At 45.9% G+C, this 23256-nt stretch carries 17 protein-coding genes; 10 read left to right on the top strand and 7 right to left on the bottom strand.

The genetic code is table 11. The features are described 5' to 3' along the window. Positions 1 to 933 precede the first annotated feature (933 nt). The 6 genes from AB6E78_RS05250 (at position 934) to AB6E78_RS05275 (ending at position 8991) form a co-directional block, all read left to right on the top strand. Positions 934 to 2661: an ABC transporter ATP-binding protein gene (locus AB6E78_RS05250; RefSeq protein ID WP_017060132.1), complete on the top strand. Its 1728-nt coding sequence runs from the start codon at positions 934 to 936 to the stop codon at positions 2659 to 2661. A gap of 94 nt (positions 2662 to 2755) precedes the next feature. Further along, the gene (locus AB6E78_RS05255) at positions 2756 to 4309 is read left to right on the top strand and encodes an ABC transporter substrate-binding protein (RefSeq protein ID WP_017060133.1); all 1554 of its coding nucleotides are present in this window, start codon (positions 2756 to 2758) and stop codon (positions 4307 to 4309) included. Between the two features lie 178 nt (positions 4310 to 4487). Beyond that, entirely contained in the window at positions 4488 to 5465 is a 978-nt protein-coding gene (locus AB6E78_RS05260; protein WP_008218600.1) for an ABC transporter permease, read from the top strand. Between the two features lie 2 nt (positions 5466 to 5467). Then, positions 5468 to 6406, top strand: a complete 939-nt coding sequence (locus tag AB6E78_RS05265; RefSeq protein ID WP_017060135.1) for an ABC transporter permease — start codon at positions 5468 to 5470, stop codon at positions 6404 to 6406. A gap of 188 nt (positions 6407 to 6594) precedes the next feature. Next, complete coding sequence (locus AB6E78_RS05270) at positions 6595 to 7551, top strand: SPOR domain-containing protein (RefSeq protein WP_372132673.1); 957 nt, start codon at positions 6595 to 6597, stop codon at positions 7549 to 7551. A 198-nt stretch (positions 7552 to 7749) separates the two neighbouring features. After that, a complete protein-coding gene (locus AB6E78_RS05275; protein WP_136977240.1) occupies positions 7750 to 8991 on the top strand; it encodes an NADH:ubiquinone reductase (Na(+)-transporting) subunit B in 1242 nt (413 codons plus the stop codon). 92 nt (positions 8992 to 9083) lie between these two features. Here the strand turns inward: AB6E78_RS05275 and AB6E78_RS05280 are convergent, their stop codons facing one another. The 4 genes from AB6E78_RS05280 to AB6E78_RS05295 form a co-directional block, all read right to left on the bottom strand. Further along, a complete protein-coding gene (locus AB6E78_RS05280) occupies positions 9084 to 9335 on the bottom strand; it encodes a DUF6482 family protein (protein WP_017070091.1) in 252 nt (83 codons plus the stop codon). Positions 9336 to 9481: 146 nt separating this feature from the next. Beyond that, positions 9482 to 11200 carry a hypothetical protein gene (locus AB6E78_RS05285; protein WP_372132677.1) on the bottom strand — a complete coding sequence of 573 codons (1719 nt, stop codon included), beginning with the start codon at positions 11198 to 11200 and terminating at the stop codon, positions 9482 to 9484. 201 nt (positions 11201 to 11401) lie between these two features. Further along, the gene (gorA, locus tag AB6E78_RS05290) at positions 11402 to 12772 is read right to left on the bottom strand and encodes a glutathione-disulfide reductase (protein WP_372132680.1); all 1371 of its coding nucleotides are present in this window, start codon (positions 12770 to 12772) and stop codon (positions 11402 to 11404) included. Between the two features lie 187 nt (positions 12773 to 12959). Continuing rightward, positions 12960 to 13799 (bottom strand): 23S rRNA (adenine(2030)-N(6))-methyltransferase RlmJ, encoded by an 840-nt coding sequence (locus tag AB6E78_RS05295; protein WP_065677339.1) that lies wholly within the window; start codon positions 13797 to 13799, stop codon positions 12960 to 12962. 279 nt (positions 13800 to 14078) lie between these two features. Here AB6E78_RS05295 and prlC point away from each other — a divergent pair, with 279 nt between their 5' ends. After that, entirely contained in the window at positions 14079 to 16121 is a 2043-nt protein-coding gene (prlC, locus tag AB6E78_RS05300) for an oligopeptidase A (protein ID WP_017071475.1), read from the top strand. 91 nt (positions 16122 to 16212) lie between these two features. Here prlC and asnC read toward each other — a convergent pair whose 3' ends face one another. Further along, positions 16213 to 16677, bottom strand: a complete 465-nt coding sequence (asnC, locus tag AB6E78_RS05305; protein WP_008218581.1) for a transcriptional regulator AsnC — start codon at positions 16675 to 16677, stop codon at positions 16213 to 16215. Positions 16678 to 16803: 126 nt separating this feature from the next. Between asnC and AB6E78_RS05310 the strand changes: the two genes are divergently transcribed. The 3 genes from AB6E78_RS05310 (at position 16804) to AB6E78_RS05320 (ending at position 21550) form a co-directional block, all read left to right on the top strand. Further along, entirely contained in the window at positions 16804 to 19926 is a 3123-nt protein-coding gene (locus AB6E78_RS05310) for an EAL domain-containing protein (protein WP_372051201.1), read from the top strand. Positions 19927 to 20038: 112 nt separating this feature from the next. Further along, a complete protein-coding gene (locus AB6E78_RS05315; RefSeq protein ID WP_017063046.1) occupies positions 20039 to 20818 on the top strand; it encodes a class I SAM-dependent methyltransferase in 780 nt (259 codons plus the stop codon). 141 nt (positions 20819 to 20959) lie between these two features. Then, positions 20960 to 21550 (top strand): hypothetical protein, encoded by a 591-nt coding sequence (locus AB6E78_RS05320; RefSeq protein ID WP_102394321.1) that lies wholly within the window; start codon positions 20960 to 20962, stop codon positions 21548 to 21550. A 219-nt stretch (positions 21551 to 21769) separates the two neighbouring features. Here the strand turns inward: AB6E78_RS05320 and AB6E78_RS05325 are convergent, their stop codons facing one another. Both AB6E78_RS05325 and uspA read right to left on the bottom strand, forming a co-directional pair. Beyond that, positions 21770 to 22648, bottom strand: a complete 879-nt coding sequence (locus AB6E78_RS05325; RefSeq protein ID WP_004735554.1) for a carboxylate/amino acid/amine transporter — start codon at positions 22646 to 22648, stop codon at positions 21770 to 21772. A gap of 52 nt (positions 22649 to 22700) precedes the next feature. After that, positions 22701 to 23135 (bottom strand): universal stress protein UspA, encoded by a 435-nt coding sequence (gene uspA / locus AB6E78_RS05330; RefSeq protein WP_004735555.1) that lies wholly within the window; start codon positions 23133 to 23135, stop codon positions 22701 to 22703. Positions 23136 to 23256 lie beyond the last annotated feature (121 nt).

Raw genomic sequence — 23256 nt, forward strand, 5'->3', positions numbered from 1 at the left:
CGCATCTGGTTTGGGACCAGAGGGTCGGGGGTTCGAATCCCTCTTCACCGACCACCTTAAGAAGCCTCGTCAGAAATGACGGGGCTTTTTTACGTCTGAAACTTAGATAACTTGAACAGAGTGGGGTTCGCCTGATGTTCAAAGAATGTCTCTTCACTGATCACTTAAGAAGCCTCAACTAGCCGTCCGCGTCAGAAATGACGATCTATCTCCCCTTCTTATATAAGACAGATTCCTAACGATCTGCTTGATAATGGTGCTGCTACAGAGTTGCTTTCTTTATCAAATGTACAGTTCTATATCTAATTTTATATAAATGGAGTGCTCAATAATTCGACATATTAATGGGTTTGGTCTAAAGACTTTTATGAAAAGTGAAACCTGACCCTAAATTTGCTCACTAAGGCCTGAATTTGACAGCTTTGTACGCATTTGGTCGTTCAAAAACTCCTCTGATTTATTAGGCCTTTCGTTTGTCTGTTTTGTATTTACCAAAATAATGCAGATGGTTAAATGTATGGCTAATTAACGTTTATCTGGTTGTTTTATTTGTTCAAATTAACAAAATTAGCGTTTGTTTCTATAGTGTTAATTGTTTTTTGGAATAATTATTTGTTTTTAGTGACTGGTAGTGAGATCTGCTTTGAAGCACGGCTTTAACTCTATAAGTAAGTAGTGGTAAGGAGTTTGTGAGTATTTCTTGCCGATAATATAATGTTGATTTTTCTTACTATATGCTCTTTTGGTGAATAGTTATGTGGCACTTTTGCTTGCTAAGCGTTTAATGTCGACTTTTTATCCTATTTTTGTTGCTTTTCTGTGAATTATTTGCCAAATTGTCAACCGTATAAAATATCAGAACAATATTCTGGTAAGAATGGATTCAATTTTGCAGACAGGGCAGAAAGCTGCCAAAGCAGTAGAGGTCTGGTAATGTCACTTTTAGAAGTAAAAAATCTTCGTATCGAATACCCATCTCGTCATGGAGTTCACGCCGCAGTTAAATCACTTTCGTTCAACATTGAACGTGGTGAGATTGTTGGTGTTGTAGGCGAGTCTGGTGCAGGTAAATCAACAGTAGGTAATGCTGTGATCGATTTGCTGAGCCCTCCTGGCCGCATTGCTAGCGGCGAGGTATTTCTGGATGGCGAAAAAGTCTCTGGTTTATCTCCTGAACAGATGCGTTCTGTTCGCGGCTCAAAGATTGGTTTTATCTTCCAAGACCCAATGACTTCTCTTAACCCTCTATTCACAGTAGAACAGCAGTTAAAAGAGACGATTCATGCTAACATGAAGGTTTCGGATCAAGAAGCCTACCAGCGCTCATTAGACTTGATGAACCAAGTGGGTATCCCACAACCAGAAAACCGTTTAAAGCAGTACCCTCACCAATTCTCTGGCGGTATGCGTCAGCGTGTGGTTATCGCGATCGCATTGGCAGGTGAACCTGACCTAATCATCGCAGATGAACCAACAACAGCACTGGATGTTTCTATCCAAGACCAGATCTTGGGTTTGATTCGCGACCTATGTATTAAGAAGAACGTAGGTTGCATGTTGGTCACGCACGACATGGGCGTGGTATCTAACGTTACCGACCGCGTAGCCGTTATGTATCGTGGTGACTTAGTTGAGTTTGGACCAACAGCGAAAGTTCTGGGTACTCCTGAGCACCCATATACACACAGTCTTATCTCTGCGGTTCCTCGTTCGGATCGCAAACTCGATCGTTTCCCTCTTGTTAGCTACATCGAAGAAGCACAAGAGATGGAACCATTGGATGTGAAGAACCACTGGTTAGGTCAAAGCCAAGATCACCGTGATTACACTGGCCCTCTGTTGAACGTTGAGAACGTAAACTTACGCTTTACTACCAAAGATTCTTTCTTTGAGAGCCGTCGTGAGTACGTTCAAGCATCAAACAACGTGAGCTTTGAAGTGCATGAAGGTGAGACGTTTGGTTTAGTAGGTGAATCAGGTTCAGGTAAATCAACGATTGCTCGTGTGATTGCTGGCTTGTACGCACCAAACTCAGGCAAGGTAACGTTTGAAGGCGTTGATCTTACTGGTCTGAAATCTGAAAAAGAACGTCGCCCTATGCGTCGTCAAATGCAGATGGTTTTCCAAAACCCTTACACATCAATGAACCCTCGAATGAAGATATTCGACATCATTGCTGAACCTATCCGATTCCATAAGCTTACTCGCAACGAAAATGAAACTCGTCAGATCGTGAACGACCTGCTAGAGCACGTGGGTTTAGGCAAAATGGCTGGGGTGAAGTACCCACACGAATTCTCAGGTGGTCAACGTCAGCGTATTTCTATCGCTCGCGCTTTGGCGACTCGCCCACGTCTTTTGATTTGTGATGAACCAACATCGGCACTGGACGTGTCGGTACAGGCTCAGATTCTTAACCTACTAAAAGACTTACAAGACGAGCTAAACCTAACCATGCTGTTCATAAGTCACGATCTACCGGTTATTCGCCAAATGTGTGACCGTGTTGGTGTGATGCAGATGGGGACATTATTGGAGGTTGCGCCAACGGAGCAGCTGTTCCAATCACCTCAGCATGAATACAGCAAACAACTGATTTCTTTAATGCCTGAATTTACAGGCTTAAGAGAAGAAAAAGCAGTGGCACAAGCCGCGGTATAAAAATCAGCAGGCTGGAGTTTAGCTTGCTAACAACAATAAACAGACGCAAATACAACAACTAGGGATCTGGATTCCCGCATGAAGGAGTTATGCAATGAAAACCATGAAAAGCAAATTAGCAGTAGCTTTAATGGCAGCTGGCCTAAGCTTTAGTGCAGCAGCAGCAGATATTACCGTTGGCTACGCAGCTGACCCAGTATCACTTGACCCGCATGAGCAGCTGTCTGGTGGCACACTGCAAATGTCTCACATGGTGTTTGACCCTCTAGTACGTTTCACTCAAGAGATGGATTTTGAAGGCCGCCTAGCATCTAGCTGGGAGCGTGTTGATGAAACGACTTTCCGCTTCAACCTACGTAAAGGTGTGAAATTCCACTCTGGTAACGAACTGACTGCTGATGATGTTGTGTGGACTTTTGAACGTCTACAAGCTTCTCCAGACTTTAAGTCTATCTTCACGCCATACGAAAAAATGGTAAAAGTGGATGACTACACAGTTGAGCTAGTATCAAAAGCGGCTTACCCACTAGTACTACAAACAGCAACTTACATCTTCCCAATGGACAGCAAGTTCTACTCTGGCCAAACAGCGGAAGGTAAAGACAAGTCTGAGCTAGTTAAGCACGGTAACTCGTTTGCTTCGACTAACGTTTCAGGTACTGGTCCATTTATCGTAACGCAGCGTGAGCAAGGCGTTAAAGTAACGTTCGAGCGTTTCAACGATTACTGGGACACAGAAACTGAAGGCAACGTAGACAAGCTAACACTTGTGCCAATCAAAGAAGACGCGACACGTGTTGCAGCACTTCTTTCTGGCGACGTTGATATGATTCACCCAGTAGCACCAAACGATCACAAGCGTGTTAAAAACGCTAAGAACATCGATCTAGTGACGCTACCTGGTACTCGTATCATCACGTTCCAAATGAACCAAAACAGCAACGAAGCACTTAAAGATGTTCGCGTTCGTCAGGCGATTGTTCACGCAATCAACAACGAAGGTATCGTTAAGAAGATCATGAAAGGCTTCGCAACAGCAGCTGGTCAGCAAAGCCCAACAGGCTACGCGGGTCACAACGAAGACCTAGTTCCTCGTTACGATCTGAAAAAAGCGAAAGAGCTGATGAAAGAAGCGGGCTACGAAGATGGCTTTACGCTAACTATGATGGCTCCAAACAACCGTTACGTGAACGATGCGAAAGTAGCGCAAGCGTCTGCGGCAATGCTGTCTAAGATTGGTATCAAAGTTGATCTTAAAACTATGCCTAAAGCACAGTACTGGCCTGAGTTTGACCTATGTTCAGCAGACATGATGATGATCGGCTGGCACTCAGATACAGAAGATTCAGCTAACTTCAACGAGTTCCTAACTATGACTCGTAACGAAGAGACTGGCCGTGGTCAATACAACTGTTCTGGCTACTCAAACCCAGAAATGGATGCGATCGTAGAAGCTTCTAACACTGAAACTGACCCAGTTAAGCGTGCTGAAATGCTGAAAGGCGTTGAAGCAACACTTTACAACGACGCAGCATTCGTACCGCTACACTGGCAAAGTGAAGCGTGGGGCGCGAAGTCTAACGTTGGTGCAGCAGACGTAGTAAACCCAATGGTTATGCCTTACTTCGGCGACCTAGTTGTAAAATAATCTAGCTTGCTAGAATCGAGAGCCTGAAGCTTTTCAGGCTCTCAAATTATTAAGATATAGATTTAAGTTTCGGTATTTGGTCTTCCTTCAGTCTGGCTAAATACCTTTTTTAAGACTGAATTTTGTTATCTAGTCGCGGATTTCGACTAGATAGTCATGGATAGATAAGGGGCAAGGAATGGTTACGTTTCTGGTCAAGCGCCTGTTTCAGGCACTGATAGTGATGTTTGTGATCAGTTTGGTGGCGTTTGCCATTCAGGATAACCTGGGCGACCCGTTGCGTGAGTTAGTCGGTCAATCTGTTTCAGAATCGGAGCGTCAAGCGCTGCGTGATGAACTCGGCTTAAATGATCCCTTCATTACAAAATACACTCGCTTTGTGGGCGCAGCTCTACAAGGTGATCTTGGTACTTCATATTTCTTTAAACGCCCAGCTGTGGACGTAATCTTAGATAAACTAGTCGCAACGCTTGAGCTTGTGTTCGGCGCTTCTCTGATCATTGTTTGTCTGTCGATTCCACTTGGCGTTTATTCTGCAATACACCCAAAAAGCTTCTTCACTAAACTGGTGATGGCGGGCAGTAGTATCGGCATTTCTGTGCCTGTTTTCTTAACCGCAATCATGTTGATGTATGTATTCTCTATTGAGTTAGGTTGGCTGCCGTCGTTTGGACGTGGTGAGACCGCAAACTGGTTTGGCTGGGAGTCTGGTTTCTTAACGATAGATGGCCTTGCACACTTAGTGCTGCCGAGTATTGCTCTAGCATCTATCATGCTGCCTCTGTTCATTCGTCTAGTACGCTCTGAAATGCTAGAGGTTCTTAGCTCTGAATATATCAAGTTTGGTAAAGCAAAAGGCCTAGCGCTGAACAAGATTTACTACCAACACGCTTTGAAAAACACAATGCTGCCAGTACTAACGGTAGGCGGTGTTCAAATCGGTACTATGGTGGCTTACACCATTCTTACTGAAACTGTATTCCAGTGGCCGGGTACCGGCTTCCTATTCCTTGAAGCGATTAACCGAGTGGATACACCACTGATTACCGCATACGTTATCTTCGTTGGCCTGATCTTCGTAGTAACTAACACCATTGTTGACTTGCTATACGGCATCATTAACCCAACAGTGAACATCACAGGGAAAGGAGCATAATCATGGAACAAACAACAACAGCTCCATCTCGTTGGGAGCGATTCAAGCAGTCAGACATTCTGTACTACTTCTTACGTGACAAAGTGGCAATGGTGAGCTTCGCTATCTTTGCAGCTTTCCTTGTTATGGCATTAGCGGCACCTATTCTAGCGCCAACAGACCCGTATGACGTGACGTCTATCGACATCATGGATTCTGAGTTGCCACCATCTTGGATGGAAGACGGCGAAGAACGCTTCCTACTGGGTACTGATGAGCAGGGTCGTGACATCTTATCTACGATGCTTTACGGCTCGCGTCTGTCATTGACGATCGGTTTCCTAGCGGTAGGCCTTCAGCTGACTCTCGGTATCATCATTGGCTTGTCTGCAGGTTACTTCGGTGGTCGTATTGATAGCTTCCTGATGCGTTTTGCCGATGTTCAGCTTTCGTTCTCAACCATGATGGTTGCGATCATTGTCTCGGCCATCTTTAAGGCGAGTTTCGGTAGTGACTTCTACGCGCAATATGCGGTTGTTATGCTGGTGGTGATCATCGGTATTGCTGAATGGCCGCAGTATGCTCGTACGATTCGTGCATCGGTATTGGCAGAGAAGAAGAAAGAGTACGTAGAAGCGGCACGTGTGATGGGCTTTAGAGCGCCTCGCATCATGTTCCGCCATATTCTGCCTAACTGTTTATCACCGATTTTGGTTATCTCTACGGTACAGGTGGCAAATGCCATCATGTCAGAAGCGGCACTTTCTTTCCTAGGTTTAGGTCTTCCGGTAGACCAACCATCACTCGGTGCCCTGATCAGTACTGGTTTTAACTACATTTTCTCAGGAGCATGGTGGATCACAGCATTCCCAGGTGTGCTTTTGGTAACATTGGTTCTCGTTATTAACCTATTAGGCGACTGGTTACGTGACGTGTTTAACCCGAAAATTTATAAAGGGTGATAGCCCGGTTTGATTTTTAGTAAAAAAAGTCACTAAATTAAGAGCCGTAAGCAATTACGGCTCTTTTTTTGCTTAATGGATCTGGAACTTAGTATTATTGACAGTGTCAATAATAAGTTAAAATGGAATTCATGTTTTATCGACATAGATTCGGTAATAATTAGCCCGCAAGGGTTTAAGTGGTGGTTATGAAATTGACAATGAATGCTGTATGTCGTGCTGTGACGAGAAATTATCGTATGGGACTTATCGCTGCATCTCTTTTGGTATCGAGCCAAGTGAATGCAGAGTCGGTTCTATGTGATGCAACTCAGGCAAGCACCAACCAATTACCACAGCTAGAGCAATCATGTCCGATCGGTAAGGGCGTGTGGGGCAGTAAAGCACCAAAACGTCATTCAGATAACGAACTGTTTTGGGTTCAATGTGGCCTGCTGAACAAGCCTTTGTCACTGAGCCGAGCAAAACCGCTGTATGAGAAGATCTCGACCAACGTGTGGATGAAGCCAGAAGGCGGAGACTACCGTTGCTTAATCGGACCTTACTCTACCTTCTCGGATGCGAGAAAAGACCTAACTCAGGTACGTAAGGTTCCTGGTTATGGTGAAGCCTTTATTCGCATGGTCGATAAGTCGAAAACCTCATCACAGCCTATCGTTGCAAAACCGGCAGAGCCAAAAATGGTTAAGCCTAAGGCCCCTGTAAAACCAAAACCTGCTCCGAAACCTGTGGCTACTAAGCAAGTGGCGGCGGTAGCGAGCGCTGCAGCAATTCAGACGCTACCAAGCGGTAACGCGAGTTCAGACAATGATCTAGAGATCGAGATTCGCGTGAAAGCAGACATTGCGGGTAGCCAATATGCTATTCCTTACCTTCTAGATCATCAACAACAGTTCTACATGGAGCAAGGTAAGCCTTGGAGCCGCCTAGATTACGATAGCGCTGAATTGGTGTGTAATCAGGTCAACATGAAGCTGATGAGTGAGAAGCAATGGCAAAGCATCTTGAGCTCAAAGGTTATGGAAAAACAGAACTGGCCAATGCATCTCCCTTATTGGGGCGCAGATAAGAAAGGTCTGTTTACCAACGGTAACGTCAACCAGTTGAAAGGTTCTTCATTGCTTAATGTGATGTGCGTTAAGTAACGACGACCGTTACCAAACCAAATAAGCCTCAGCCATTGCTGGGGCTTTGTTGTTTATACGCCTCTCTTTTTCAACATCGGTTCGACTTTTAGACACTCGTTCTTCAAGACGAATTTGATTAAAAATCGTTAAAAATTGTTCAAATAGCGCGGCTGATGCGTAGAAAACCATAACTCAAGCAATAAGGTGATTGAGATTATGAGTTTAAAGAAACGATTAGAAGACGTGGCTCCACGCTTTGAAGCCGGAGGGAAGTACGAAAAGCTCTACCCAGTGTATGAGGCTTTCGCGACAATATTTTATACACCCGGCAACGTAAATCGCGGCATAACCCATGTTCGTGACAGCATTGACCTAAAGCGCATCATGATTCTGGTGTGGTTGGCGACCTTCCCGGCAATGTTCTGGGGGATGTATAACGTCGGACACCAAAGCGTCCTCGCACTAACCTCCAGTTATCAATTAAATGAACTTGCCTCGGTTATCGAGAGTAGCTGGCGTCTGTCGTGGGCATTTGGTGATGCGCAGTCATTGATGGCAAGTGGCTGGGCAAGTCAGATGTTGCTTGGTGCACTCTATTTTCTACCCGTTTATGCCACGGTGTTTGTGGTCGGTGGCGTCTGGGAGGTACTGTTTGCTGTCGTTCGTAAGCACGAAGTTAATGAAGGTTTTTTTGTTAGCTCTGTGCTGTTTGCACTCATCCTCCCGCCAACCATCCCGCTTTGGCAAGCCGCTTTAGGTATCACCTTTGGTATCGTTGTCGCCAAAGAGCTGTTCGGTGGTACAGGACGAAACTTCTTGAACCCAGCCCTTGCAGGCCGCGCGTTTCTCTATTTCGCCTATCCAGCCAACATGTCGGGTGGGCTTGTGTGGGTTGCCGCTGACGGCTATTCAGGCGCGACACCGCTGAGTCAATGGTATGAAGGCGGCAGCACGTCACTCATCAATAACATGACTGGCGAGGCGATCACCTGGATGGATGCCTTTATCGGTAATATTCCAGGTTCGATGGGTGAGGTGTCGTCACTGCTGATCATGCTGACGGGGTTGATTTTGATTGTGATGAAGATAGCGTCTTGGCGCATTGTCGCCGGTGTGATTGTCGGCCTTGTCGTGACGTCGAGTTTACTGAACTGGATAGGGTCGGATACTAACTCGATGTTTTCGATGCCGTTTTACTGGCACTTTGTGTTGGGTGGTGTTGCCTTTGGTACCTTCTTCATGGCAACAGACCCTGTATCTGCCGCGTTTACCAATCAGAGTAAATGGGCCTATGGGATTTTGATCGGCGTGATGACGGTCGGTATTCGAGTGCTTAATCCAGCCTACCCAGAGGGCATTATGCTGGCTATCTTGTTCGCCAACCTGTTCGCTCCGCTATTCGACTTTGTAGTGAAAGAGCAGAACATTAAACGAAGACTTAAACGGACATCGCGCTAATCTAGGTGATTAAAAGTGAAAGTGACTCCCATAAGAAAGGCTTGCATTGATGCAAGCCTTTCAATTTTTATCGCGATTGATTTGAGGTTGATTTAACTCCACTTCAAATCAATCTCGAAAGGCTGTGTGCTACCACAATGCTCACCGCACATCTCGTCGTAGGCGCTGTTATGAACCAACATTGCTGATGCTACGCCTTGGTCGCTAAAGTGATCGCGTGCTTGGTTAATACTCAAAAACTTCATAGGGTGCTGGTGGTCATCTTTGATTAATTGTTTTTGCTCGCCAATAACTTGGTAAGCCAAGTAAATCCCGCCTTCAAATGATTCGATCAGTAGATTCATTACAAACTCCGTTGTTGTTTTGGATCGCTAAGATTTTGTTTTTGTATCTACGGGGATGGGGGCTTGAAGGTTCATCTATACTAAAAATGAAAAAAACCAGAAGCGTGCTTCTGGTTTATCTAGAGGTAAACGAATCAATTTAGCGATTAGTTGATTTTCTGCATGATGCTAGAGCTGCCGTTGCTATTACCGAAGCTGTCCATCTTACGACGAATCAGTAGGCCCTCATCCCAATCAGTGCCTGCTGGTTGGTATTCCCATTTAATGAAGTACTCATCGTTTGCGTGGCACGCTGTACCTGCTACATAGTCATCAGCGTCACAGAAGCGCACGACCGTGTTCAACTCAGTCAAGGTTGCTTTCGACTCGCGGCCCGCTTGGTTGAACCACCAGTAGTCGATAGTCGCTAATTCAGCGTAAGTATAAACAGACTCGCCCAAATCTTCCGGTGATGAAGGAGCACCATTTTGGCTTTCACACTCTGCGCCAGATATTGTGATTGCTAAGTCTGAGAAGACCATTCTCATGACTGCACTTTGTCCATCGCCACAAATCGCGGTGGTGTCCCATGTACCTGTGAAGTCGACGTAGCGCTCGGCATCTTTTGAATCAACTTCATAATAGTAACCAACGCGCTCTGTTGCACGAGATGGGTCATTGTTAGGGTCATCGCCTAGTGTTTCTTTTTTAACGATCTCGGAATAAATACCAGTCACAGGGTCAAAAGAGCCAGAGGTTGTGCTGCGAATCCATTTTGGCGTGCCGTTCTTACCATCATCCCAAACATGGTTGGCGGTGTAATGGTTTAGGTCTGATGCCTTTTCAGCATCAAACGGCATCCAGTCGATGTCCGAGTTTGTAAATTCTTCATCTGCCGTTGAAGACTGTGCTAGATCTCGAAGTCTGTATGCAAAAGGGTTGTTGAGCACAAACTGACTATCCGGTGTAAGGGAGCCATTCTCTCTGTCCACTAGACCATCGTCGTTAGTATCACACCCTTGTTTTTCGGCGTTATCTTTATCAATCCATTGGTGCGCAGCGTTAGAAACACAGGTGAGGTACTGTTCTGCGAAGTTTTCCGACAATGAATAATCGTTCGATCCAGCCAGCATAGAGACGGAGTCAGCTGAGTTCACCTTGAATGTCATCTCGGTCATGCCACGAGTACGTTCAAACATTTCTGATTCCATAAGCTTATCAGCATGAACGTAGGTGAACTTTTCAGAGTTTTGAGTCACATCAATATAACGAACGATTTTACCTTCAGCCATAAAAGGATTAACGGTGTCTTCGCCGCGAGTCATTGAGCCAAACGCATTTTGCATATGATCAAGAGCATCTTCTTCCGAAGTGATGTTTGCAGAGTCTACGCCCATTTCGTCTAAGAAGTCGATCACGCTATCACGATCATCTAAGCTTAGATCTTCCATCTTAGCTAGAGTCGTTGCATCAGGCGATCGCAGCGCATCTGGAATGGTCAGCACATCATCGGACGAACTACCAAATTCGTTATCTAAAGATTGAAGTAAAATCGCTAGGTTAACGGCACGTGCATATTTGCCCGCAGCTTCAAATGGAGTCAATACATCACGGTTGGATGCTGCGCCCACTTTTAAGCCATTTTCACCACCAATAAAGAAGGTCACTGTGTCGTTAGTTTTAGCGGTAAATTCGCCTTCGCTATTTGTAATACCGTTTAAGCCAGAACTGGTGTTGTAGTAGATACCTTCAACAGCGGCATCGATAAATTTGTTGGTTGTTGTTGATGGTTCTGTCGGTGTTGTGACACCTGAATTAGAACTGTCGCTACCACAACCTGTTAAAGCCACTGCAATCGCCGCTGCGAGAATACTCACTTTTTTCATTACTCGTATATCCTTTCTGTAATAGAGCTATTTGTTATTTTTATGCGTGTAATTTTATAGCGCGCGATTGTAGCGTGATCTTTCTTCCAAGTTAAGTGTGTAAAATGCTGTTCGGTTAATAAATATTCAAACATACGGTAAAAAACACAAAAAGCCGACAGATGTCGGCTTTTTCATAATATTTCTTTGACTTACAAAGGTTTAACGCATGGTAACAAACTCTTCGCTGCCCGTTGGGTGAATCGCCACAACAGAGTCGAAATCTGCTTTGGTTGCGCCCATCTTCATTGCAACGCCGAAGCCTTGAATCATCTCATCAACAGTGAAGCCGATGCCGTGTAGGCCGACTACTGTCTCGTCTTCGCCAGCACATACTAGCTTCATCTTACAAGGTTGACGGTGCTTGGTTACTGCTGTGTACATCGCAGTGAAGCCCGATGTGTAAACCTTGATGTTGTCTTTGCCGTACTGCTCTTCAGCTTCTTGAGTCGTTAGACCGATCGTGCCGATAGGTGGGTGGCTGAATACAACAGTAGGAACTAGGTTGTAGTCCATTTTCGCGTTAGTTTGACCGTTGAATAGGCGCTCAGAAAGCTGACGACCTGCTTTAACCGCTACAGGAGTTAGCTCGATACCGCCTTCCATGATGTCGCCAACACAGTAGATGCCAGGAACATTAGTTGCTTGGAACTCGTCTACTTTGATGTAGCCACGGTCGTTAGTTGCAACGCCAGTTGATGCTAGGTTGATAGCGTCAGTTGCTGGGTGGCGACCGATAGCCCAGATTAGGTGGTCAACGTTTTGAGTGTTGCCGTTCTCTAGGTGTAGAGTCAGTGTGCCATCCGCTTCTTTCACAACTTCTTTAGGCACTGAGTGCGTGTGAAGTGTTGGACCTTCTGCTTCCATTACTTCTACTAGCGTTTCGATGATCATTGGATCGAAGCTACGTAGTGGAGATTCTTTACGACAGAACAAGTGTGTTTCTGTGCCTAGTGCGCTTAGTACACCTGCGATCTCAACTGCGATGTAGCCAGCACCGATAACCGCAACGCGTTTTGGTTGCTCCATTAGGTCGAAGAAGCCATTTGAGTCGATACCGTATTCTGCACCTGGGATGTTTGGAATTGTTGGACGACCACCTACCGCGATCAGGATGTGATCAGCGGTGTAGTGTTCACCGTTAACTTCAACGGTCTTTACGTCAACACCTTCCCCTGAAACAAAGCGCGCAAAGCCTTTGATTACGTTTATTTTGTTGTTACCAAGAACGCGATCGTAAGATTGGTGGATACGGCCAATGTACGCTTGGCGGTTTTCTACCAATTTGCCCCAGTTGAAGCCTTTTACGTCAACGTCGAAGCCGTAGTCTTCAGAGTATAGGTTGATTGCTTCAGCGACTTGAGCGCCGTGCCACATTACCTTTTTAGGAACACAACCAACGTTTACACAAGTACCACCAAGGTCTTGAGCTTCGATAAGTGCAACTTTTGCACCGTGCATAGCTGCGCGGTTAGCCGATGCGATGCCGCCTGAACCGCCACCGATACAGATGTAATCAAAATGAGTCGCCATTACTTTCTCCATTTATTGAAGGTTGTAGTCACAGTGAGAGCACTGAACACCTACGTCCTATAGATTCTTAAATTGTCTAATTATTATACTGAGGGCAGATCGGTTGAACTCAATCTCCCTGTTTAAAATTTATTCGTCCACACCACAGTCTGTTGAAGATTCTTCAGTCTATGATGTGGACTCGAGATTACTCGGGTACGATCCACTCTACTTTGAAGTGACCGGTCGCTGGCGCAATTGCTTCCTTCAAGAATGGAAGAATCTCGTTCATTTGGCTTTCTAGCTTCCAAGGCGGGTTAATCACGATCATGCCTGATGCCGTCATGCCACGCTCGTTGGTGTCTGGTGATACGCCAAGTTCGATTTGTAGAATCTTGTTGATGCCTAAGCCTTCGAGACCTTCGATCATATCTTCGATATCACAGCGATTTACTACCGGGTACCAAATTGCGTAGATACCGGTTGCCCAGCGCTTGTGGCTTTGAGCGATTGCAGTCACGACATCACGGTACTCTTTTGCCAGCTCGTAAGGCGGGTCGATCAGTACTAAACCACGACGTTCTTTTGGTGGCAGGCTGCCCTTTAAGCGCTTAAAACCATCTTCTTTGTAGATAGATACCTGACGATCACGGTGGAACTCTTGCTCAAGCAGCGGGTGATCGGCTGGGTGAAGCTCAGTCAGTACCATGCGGTCTTGGTCACGCAGGTGTGCACGTGCAACACGTGGAGAACCCGGGTAGTAACGCAGTTTCTCGCCATTATTGAGAATGGAAATAGACTCAAGGTAGCTTTGAATGTCTTCAGGAAGGTCTGTTTGCTCCCACACACGAGCAATACCTTGCTTGTATTCACCGGTTTTTTCAGACCATTCATGCGTTAAGTCGTAACGACCTACACCAGAGTGAGTGTCATGATAAACAAAAGGCTTATCCTTTTGTTTCAAAGAATTAAGAATAAGGCTCTGTACGATATGCTTTACTACGTCGGCATGGTTACCTGCGTGGAAGCTGTGGCGATAACTTAACAAATTAAACTCTCGTAACACTCTCGAATTAGAGTGTGGTTAGTGTAGGTGGGGTTAATCAGACTATTATAACCCTCAATGGACCATAAATTCTCGAACAATTCAGGGACAGTCGTCAGCTATCTGCAGTTAGTTATTGGTTCTACTATTGAAATTTGCCTTTATGGGCACTATTTAATAACTATTCGCAGGTGATTTTTTAGGGCGAACTTTAGCCTGATGACTGTAAGACGACCTCATTACAAAAAAGACGAAAGTCTCTAAAGCCAAAGGAATGTTTATATGTCTAATCCGCTATTAACCTTCACGGACTTACCTCCGTTTTCACAGATCAAGCCAGAGCACGTAAAGCCTGCAGTTGAGCAAGTGATTGAAGCGTGTCGCAACAAGATAGAACAAGTACTTGAAGGTAATACTTCACCAAGCTGGGACAACCTAGTTGCTCCAATTGAAGAAGTGGATGATCGTTTAGGTCGCATTTGGTCACCTGTAAGCCATATGAACTCTGTCGTGAACAGTGACGAACTGCGTGAAGCGTATGAGAGCTGCTTACCTGTGCTATCTGAATACGGCACTTGGGTTGGCCAACACAAAGGCTTGTTCGAAGCGTATAAAGCGATCAAGGCGAGTGAAGCATTCTCTGCACTGAACCGAGCTCAACAAAAAACTATTACCGACGCACTGCGCGACTTTGAATTGTCGGGCATTGGCTTACCTGCAGATGAACAGCATCGTTACGGCGAGATCAGCAAGCGCCAGTCTGAGTTAGGCTCTCAATTCTCAAATAACGTGCTTGATGCAACCATGGGTTGGAGCAAGCAGATCACAGACGTAGCTGAGCTGGCAGGTATGCCTGAATCAGCACTGGCGGCAGCTCAAGCGGCGGCTGAGTCTAAAGAGCAAGAAGGCTACCTACTGACTTTAGATATCCCATCATACCTACCTGTGATGACCTACTGTGATAACCAAGAACTGCGTAAAGAGCTTTATGAAGCGTACGTAACGCGCGCTTCAGATCGCGGTCCAAACGCAGGTAAGTGGGACAACACTGAGATCATCACCGAGCAACTTAAGCTGCGCCACGAGATCGCGCGCATGCTTGGTTTCAGTACTTACAGCGAAAAATCACTGTCGACTAAGATGGCAGAAACGCCAGACCAAGTGCTTGGCTTCCTAAACGACCTAGCAGTAAAAGCCAAACCGCAAGGTGAGCGAGAAGTTGAAGAGCTACGCCAGTTTGCTGAGAAAGAATTTGGTGTCTCTGAGCTAAACCTGTGGGACATCGCTTACTACAGTGAGAAACAAAAACAGAAACTGTTCGAGATCTCTGATGAAGAGCTTCGTCCTTACTTCCCAGAATCTAATGTGGTTTCAGGTCTGTTTGAGGTACTGAACCGCGTGTTTGGTATGTCGGTAACAGAGCGTCAAGGCGTAGACACTTGGCATGAGTCAGTGCGTTTCTTTGATATCTTTGATGCGACTGGAACACTGCGTGGTAGCTTCTACCTAGATCTATACGCACGTGAACACAAACGTGGTGGCGCTTGGATGGATGACTGTCGTGGTCGTCGCATTACCGAATCTGGCGAGCTACAGACCCCGGTTGCTTACCTAACGTGTAACTTCAATAAGCCAGTTGGTGATAAGCCAGCACTGTTTACTCACGATGAAGTGGTGACCTTGTTCCACGAATTCGGTCACGGTATCCACCACATGCTGACGCAAGTAGAAGCGGGCGCAGTTGCGGGTATCAATGGTGTGCCTTGGGATGCGGTTGAGCTACCAAGTCAGTTCCTAGAAAACTGGTGTTGGGAAGAAGAAGCGCTGTCGTTCATCTCTGGTCACTTCGAAACGGGTGAAGCGCTACCAAAAGAGATGCTAGAGAAGATGCTAGCGGCGAAGAACTTCCAATCTGCGATGTTTATCCTGCGTCAGCTAGAGCTTGGTTTGTTCGATTTCACGCTACACACAGAATACGACCCTGAAGTGGGTGCTCGCGTACTAGAAACGCTAGCGGATGTTAAGTCTAAGGTGTCGGTACTGCCAAGCCTAGATTGGAACCGTTTCTCACACAGCTTTGGTCACATCTTTGCTGGTGGTTACAGCGCGGGCTACTACAGCTACCTGTGGGCAGAAGTGCTATCGGCAGATGCGTTCTCAGCATTTGAAGAAGAGGGTATCTTCAACACTGAAACGGGTAATCGCTTCCTGAACAACATCCTTGAAATGGGTGGCAGTGAAGAGCCAATGGAGCTGTTCAAACGCTTCCGTGGTCGTGAGCCACAAATCGACGCAATGCTGCGCCACGCGGGAATCAACGCATAATCACGGTAACTATCTAGTTTATTGCGAAAAGAGCCTCTAGTTAGAGGCTCTTTTTTTGTCTGTGCGTTATGCCAAGCAAGGCGAATCAATGTTATGGATTCACATTGCGGTTGATAGGGTTCTGCAATGAAATCAGTGTCTCTGTCGACTGAACTTCATCGATCGCTTGCAGCTTATCGATCAATACAAACTGCAGCTCTTCTATCGACTTACACATCAGCTTTACAAAGATATTGTAAGCACCAGTGGTGTAGTACGCCTCAACCACTTCGTCTAAGGCATTCAGCTTAGCGATCGCCGAGTGGTAATCTTTGGCAGCATTAAGGTTGATGCCAATAAAGCAACACACGTCGTAACCCAGTTTTTTGGTGTTTACCACAACTTCCGTTCGCTCGATAATGTCTGCCGATCTCATCTTTTCGATGCGAACGTGAATCGTCGCAGGGCTGACATCGAACTGCTTTGCCATTTCAGCGTAAGGAGTTCGTGCATCTTCCATCAAGGTTTTGAGAATGGCACGGTCTAGATCATCTAGACGAGCTGTGGTTGTGGACATGCATAATCCTTAGGTTGAATGAAAAACATACCGGCTTGAGTACACATCATAGCCAAGGGTGATAATATTAGCAGTAACTATAGGGTTAGGGTGAATTCAGTGCGATTTTCGTTATTTTTTATTGTGATGTGTTGGAGTGTTTTTGCTTCAGCTCAGGCAAAAGATGTGTTGGTTATTCACTCTTATCATCAAGGCTTTTTCTGGACAGATGATTTCCATAAAGGACTATCTGATGAGCTCGATCGCGATGGGTTATCTTACCGGGTTGTTTATCTCGATACCAAGCGAACTCAAAACGCTGAATACTTAGAGCGAATTTATCAGCTATACCGCACTAAGCTGTCGCATGAAGAGTTTGCCGCTGTAGTCGTCAGTGATAATAACGCCCTCAATCTGATGAAACGCTTAGCGCCCGAACTCAATGGCACGCCCGTTATTTTTGGTGGCATCAACAATTTTTCTCCGCAAATGATTGAAGGCTTGCACGCAACCGGTATCACTGAAGATATTGATATGGCGAGCAATATTGAGCTGATCAATCGACTTCAATCGACGGTTAAAAAAGTTTACGTGGTTACCGATCACTCGGTAACGGGTGAAGCTATTCGCGCTCAAGTGGATTTATTTCTACAAAAACGCCCTGAGTTTTCTGGGATGGTGGAGCAATATACGCCTGATTCTTATCAAGAACTGATGACGTTCGCGCAACGCGCTGATCTAACTAAAAGCTTGTTGTTCTGGGCCTACTACCGCGACATCAATGGTCGGGTCAGCAGCAAAGAAGACTGGCGTCAGCTCAACAAAAAAACTCAGATGCCATTGTATATTGTGCATGATTTAGGACTTGGGTTTGGTGCGATTGGTGGCGTGATCCACAGTGGAGAAACGCAAGGTCGAGACACGGGGCGCGTGCTGTTGAGCGTGCTGAACAATCCTAAGGCTCCATTGCCATTGGTGGTTGCTGGCGCGCCAGAAATCAAACTCGATTACCAACAGATCTCACGTTGGGATTTGGGTGCAGAGAATGAAGCCTCAGTAACCTTCCTCAATAAGCCGAAGTCATTCTTAATGCGCTATCGCGATGAAATTCGCACCATCGGTTTAATGTTCTTGAGCATGTCGTGTGTTATCGCGGTGTTGGTGTATTACCTTAACCGTCTGAAGAAGAGCGAACGTGCAAGTCGCCAAAGCCAACGACTGTTGGAGTCGATATTTGATCAGAGCCTGCAATTTATGGGCATCATTGATAAGGGTGGCGTGCTGCTGTCGAGTAACAGCAAGTTACATGAGCTGCTTTATAATCAAGGCTATAAACTGGGAACGCCGCTGCAACAACACCAACATTGGGAAAGTTCTGCGCGAGAAGTGCTAGCCGAATATTTCATCGCAAAAAGTGAGCACCCAGCCTTACGATTTGAAGCCGAGGTGTGGTGTCGAGATCGCGGTGCGATGGTGTTGGATATTTCATTGAAGCCGATGCCGGGCAGTGAAGACGAAGACATTCAGTTTCTCTTTGAGGCGCGCGACGTGACCTCACGTAAGCTTGCTGAGAATAAGCTGTTCCAACGTGAAGCAAACTTGAAGCTGTATTACGACAAACAGCCGGTGATGATGATTACGCTCGATGGCAATAATCGCATTCAACAAGTGAACCAGTTTGCCGAAGAGCTTTTGGGATACCCTCTCGATCAGTTGTTGGGCCATCGCCCTAGAGAATTCTATGTTGATGAGAACGCGATGATTCCTCGTCATATCTTGCTGCAACCTCAGCATAAGATTCGTGGTGTGTGGCGTCGTGATATCGAATATCGCCATGCCGACGGCAGCAAGAGCTGGATTCGTGAAAATATCCGCCCGTTGGTGGAGTCTGATCAGCTGTTGATTGTGGGTGAAGACATCACCGAAACGCACGAGCTTTCTGAAAAGCTAGAGTATCAGGCTCGCTATGACCTACTGACTGACACCTTTAACCGCAACCACTTTGAGCAAGAGCTGCAAAAGGCGCTGAAAGAGGTTGAGAGCCACATGCGAACTCACGCAATGTTGTTCCTAGATTTGGATCAGCTGAAAGTGCTGAACGATACCGCAGGACATGAAGCGGGTGATGCTGCGATCTTGTTTAGCGCCAAACTGCTAGAAGACGTACTGCCTTACAATGCGGTGTTAGCGCGAATGGGTGGTGATGAGTTTGCTGTGCTGATGAAAGACTGTACTGAACGAGATGCGGTGAATGTGTGTCGCAGTATTATCTCGATGATGAGTGAGAATCCATTCTTGTGGGATGATATTCGACTCAACCTGACGTGCTCTATCGGTATTCGATTGATCGACCATACAGCAGCTTCACCACAGATGGTGCACGCTCAGGCGGATGCAGCTTGTCATGCCGCTAAAGAAGAAGGTCGCAATCGCTATCATCTTTACCATCAAGATGATGAAGACCTGCGTCGTCGCCATCTTGAGATGGAGTGCGTTAACCTAGTGCATGAGGCCTTGGCTAACGATCGCTTAGAGTTGTTTGCGCAGCGAATTCTTGGCCTAGATGAAGACAGCGATAAAATGCACTTTGAAATCTTGGTCCGCATCAAGAACATCCAAGGGGAATACATCTCCCCGGGGATCTTCATGCCAGCCTCAGAGCGTTATAACATCGCGCATTTGATTGACCGCCAAGTCGTCAGTCAAACCTTGGGTTGGTTGGAGCAACGCCCTGAGGTTATTGAGGAACTGGGGATGTGTTCAATCAATCTTTCCGGTCACTCGATGGGTAACCGTGAGTTTGTCGAATTTTTGATAGATAGCCTGAGCGATTCATCGATACCGTGTCATAAGATTTGTTTAGAGATCACCGAAACAGCGGCCATGAGTAACATGAAGCAGGCGATCAAGTTCTTCACTCGAATCAAAGAGCTTGGCTGCATGATTGCATTGGATGATTTTGGCTCAGGGCTATCGTCATTTGGCTATCTGAAAAAGCTGCCTGTCGATATTGTGAAGATCGATGGCTTGTTTGTACGTGATATTGATGTGAATGAGATGGACCATGTGATGGTTCGCTCGATCAATGATCTTGCCAAGCAGATGGGCAAGCACACCGTGGCTGAGTTCGTTGAAAATACCCAGATTATCGACAAGCTTATCGAACTGGGTGTGAACTACGCGCAGGGCTACATCATAGGGCGACCTAAGCCACTCGCAGAGCTTGTTGAAGAGTTAAGACAAGAGCGAGAGACAGAGCCATTGGTTTAGGTAAGCCGACTTTAGCTGGGAATACTTTTCACCGCTAATATGTATTGTTGAGGCAATCAGGTAAACTGGTTGCCTCTTTTGTTTTGAATACTACTGTCTGTTGGAGACGACCTTGCAACTACAACTGATTTGCGAAGATGCTACCCAAATCGATCATTTGAATGACTTAGCGACCCGCTGGAACTTATCTCATGATGAAAGCAGCGATTTTGCTTTGGTACTGACTAGTGAGCGACTTGAGCTACGTAAAGTCGATGAGCCCAAGCTTGGCGCTATCTTTGTTGATTTAGTGGGAGGCGCAGTTGGTCACCGACGTAAGTTTGGCGGTGGTAAAGGTCAGGCGATTGCCAAAGCAGCTGGTTTAAACAAAGGCGCAACGCCAACTATTCTTGATGGTACTGCAGGCTTAGGGCGCGATGCGTTTGTGTTGGCTTCTCTAGGTTGTAAGGTGCAAATGGTCGAGCGTCACCCCGTTGTGGCCGCACTGCTTGATGATGGCTTGCAGCGAGCGCAACAAGACCCAGATATCGGTGGTTGGGTAACTGAACGCATGAAGTTGATTCACGCATCCAGTCACGATGCTTTAGACAAGCTCAGTAACGATCCTGACTTTGAACAACCTGATGTGGTGTACCTCGACCCTATGTACCCACACCCAGAGAACAAAAAGAAATCGGCTCTGGTCAAAAAAGAGATGCGCGTATTCCAATCTTTGGTGGGTGCCGATCTGGATGCTGATGGCCTATTTGAGCCAGCGATGAAGTTGGCATCGAAGCGAGTTGTGGTTAAAAGACCGGATTACGCAGCTTGGTTAGACGAGCAAAAACCGAGCATGGCGATCGAAACCAAAAAGAACCGTTTTGACGTCTATGTGAAAGCATCAATGACTTAATTGAAGCATCAATAACTTAGATACACGCTAAGAAAATTTCCCGTCATAAATACGATAAATTGCCATTTAACACTTGCGATAGTCGCGTTACAGATGTATATCTAACTAAGAATCATTATTATTCTTAGCTGGAGTTGAAGCATGGCTAAACGCTTTTGTAAGTTAAACCGTCGAGATATCACCGAACACTTGGGCGAGATCCACAGCTTGGTGACTGAACCTAAGTTCGTGTGTCGTTCTTGCGCGCGTTCTTCGGCGGATCAAGCGAATCTATGCAAACCCACCGCAATTCCACCTCTTGGTTGTCAAAACAAACCCGTTGAAGAGAAAGTCGCATGCGGCCTGCTAGCGGAAACATTACCTGCACCAGAACTGTCGCTTGCGGAAATCAACGAGGCAATTGAACCGAGCGTACAAATGTTCGATCCAGCCGCCGCTGATATGGCCCCTGAGCTTGCCAAAAAAGAAGCCGCACAGAAAAAAGCCAAGCTGAAAAAACTGATGGCGAAGGCGAGCGGCGATGAGAAAGCTGAACTCAAACAAGCGAAGAAAGCGGCGAAGAAACAAGAGAAGTACAACAAAAAGCTCGCGAAGATGATTAAGAAGCAGCAAAAGCTGTTTAAGAAAAGCCAAAAACTGGAAAGTGACCTGGAACGCATCAACCTACAACTTGATGACGTTGCCTTCACTGAAAGTAAGACTCAGGTGGTGAGCCACAATCACATCCACTGAAGTTAATTCGAAGAGCTTATTGCTACACAGATGATTTAAAAAGAGCGACCTACGGTCGCTCTTTTGCTTTCTGGATATTATTTTAAATAAGAATCTTGCTAGTCAAACAAAGCTTATTAGTTAAATACAGCTTGTTAGTTAACTAAAGCTTGTCAGCTAAATACAGATTGTTAGTTAAATACAGATTGTTAGTTAAATACAGCTTGTTAGCTTAACGCGCTAGGCATTGCTAGCATCTCTCGCAACACGCTTCTTCACCCACGTCTCATTGACGAACAAAGAGAACAAGATAACGGCACCACCAATAGACAATCGAACCAAATCGACATCTCTGTTCCAAATCAGGATGTTCACCACAAGGCCAGCTGGAACTAAAACATTGTTCATCACAGCCAGTGCGCCAGCATTGACCATGCACGCGCCTTTATTCCACATAAAGTAACCCAGCCCCGAAGCAATCAAGCCAAGGTAGATCAGGATTCCCCATTGAAGAGTGGTGGTTGGCAGCTTCTCTGGATTGCCCAGTAGCATGAAAGCAACGGAAGCGACGCATAACGCCCCTAAGTAGAAGTAACCAAATACGGTTCGCTGAGGTAATTCAGTCGATTCCTTCTCCATCACTACCTTGTAACTCACCTGACCGATAGCAAAGCACAGGTTCGCGCCTTGCACGACGAGGAAGCCAACTAAAAAGTTCTCATTGATGCCTGCAAATTTAATGAATACCGCGCCCAATACCGCAATTGCCGCAGTCACTAAGTACCACGGAGAGAATTGCCCTTTGAGGAAATCATAAATAAGCGTGACGTAAATTGGGGTAAAAACGGTAAACAAAAGGACTTCAGGAACGGATAGCAGTAAGAAAGACTGATAGTAGAAGCAGTACATTAAGCCAAGCTGGATGCCACCAATGGCCATCAATTTAGCGATCAGCTTACGCGAGACGCCACGGAATTTAAGGAAAGGAAGAAACACGATACCTGCAAGGGCAACACGCATCAGTACAGAGAACCAAGCATCAACCTGACCCGCAAGGTAAACGCCGATCAGGCTAAAGGAGAAGGCCCATAGGAGGGTAACACCAGCTAAATAGCTCATAGTAAAACTTCGTTAATAAGATATGAGCTGTATGTTACCTAACCTTAATTCATTAGTCTTCTGAATCTCTTAGAGGCACGACCAGCATATCAACCGGAGAGGCGTTGATCAGTTGTCGTGTTGAAGAAAGTAGCTTGCTCCAGAAATCTTGATGGTGACCACAAACCACTAAATCAACATTAAACTCGTTGATGGTGTCACACAGCTCATGACTCAAATCGCCACTGCCCACTAAGGTATGGGTGATTGGGTATTGAGCATGCTCAGCAAAATTTTGCAGCTGAACTCGAGATGCTTCCATCGCGTTATGTTGGGTTTCTGCCATGTTGATATCAATCAGGCCGGTATACAGCTCCGCGTAGTTAATATCGATATGGATAAAAGAGACTTTGGCTTCCAATGGCTTAGCCAATGCTACCGCTTTATCCACAATTAATTTGCTGTCTTCTGATAAATCGACCGCGACCAAAATATGTTTGTAACTCATATCGCTACCTCCTTTATTCATTGTCTGATTTAAGATTAGCACTATGCGATGGCTTTTTTTGCTGAAGTGATCTCATATCCACTGTCTTGCGTAATGACAGCTCGAAATATTGGTTAACTAA

Source organism: Vibrio sp. 10N.247.310.98 (assembly GCF_041467395.1).
GTDB lineage: Bacteria > Pseudomonadota > Gammaproteobacteria > Enterobacterales > Vibrionaceae > Vibrio > Vibrio crassostreae_C.

Bases quoted from the DNA above. Each gene is read 5' to 3' on its own strand.
- AB6E78_RS05250 (WP_017060132.1), top strand. From the start codon at position 934: ATGTCACTTTTAGAAGTAAAAAATCTTCGTATCGAATACCCATCTCGT.
- AB6E78_RS05255 (WP_017060133.1), top strand. From the start codon at position 2,756: ATGAAAACCATGAAAAGCAAATTAGCAGTAGCTTTAATGGCAGCTGGC.
- AB6E78_RS05260 (WP_008218600.1), top strand. From the start codon at position 4,488: ATGGTTACGTTTCTGGTCAAGCGCCTGTTTCAGGCACTGATAGTGATG.
- AB6E78_RS05265 (WP_017060135.1), top strand. From the start codon at position 5,468: ATGGAACAAACAACAACAGCTCCATCTCGTTGGGAGCGATTCAAGCAG.
- AB6E78_RS05270 (WP_372132673.1), top strand. From the start codon at position 6,595: ATGAAATTGACAATGAATGCTGTATGTCGTGCTGTGACGAGAAATTAT.
- AB6E78_RS05275 (WP_136977240.1), top strand. From the start codon at position 7,750: ATGAGTTTAAAGAAACGATTAGAAGACGTGGCTCCACGCTTTGAAGCC.
- AB6E78_RS05280 (WP_017070091.1), bottom strand. From the start codon at position 9,335: ATGAATCTACTGATCGAATCATTTGAAGGCGGGATTTACTTGGCTTAC.
- AB6E78_RS05285 (WP_372132677.1), bottom strand. From the start codon at position 11,200: ATGAAAAAAGTGAGTATTCTCGCAGCGGCGATTGCAGTGGCTTTAACA.
- gorA (WP_372132680.1), bottom strand. From the start codon at position 12,772: ATGGCGACTCATTTTGATTACATCTGTATCGGTGGCGGTTCAGGCGGC.
- prlC (WP_017071475.1), top strand. From the start codon at position 14,079: ATGTCTAATCCGCTATTAACCTTCACGGACTTACCTCCGTTTTCACAG.
- asnC (WP_008218581.1), bottom strand. From the start codon at position 16,677: ATGTCCACAACCACAGCTCGTCTAGATGATCTAGACCGTGCCATTCTC.
- AB6E78_RS05310 (WP_372051201.1), top strand. From the start codon at position 16,804: ATGTGTTGGAGTGTTTTTGCTTCAGCTCAGGCAAAAGATGTGTTGGTT.
- AB6E78_RS05320 (WP_102394321.1), top strand. From the start codon at position 20,960: ATGGCTAAACGCTTTTGTAAGTTAAACCGTCGAGATATCACCGAACAC.
- AB6E78_RS05325 (WP_004735554.1), bottom strand. From the start codon at position 22,648: ATGAGCTATTTAGCTGGTGTTACCCTCCTATGGGCCTTCTCCTTTAGC.
- uspA (WP_004735555.1), bottom strand. From the start codon at position 23,135: ATGAGTTACAAACATATTTTGGTCGCGGTCGATTTATCAGAAGACAGC.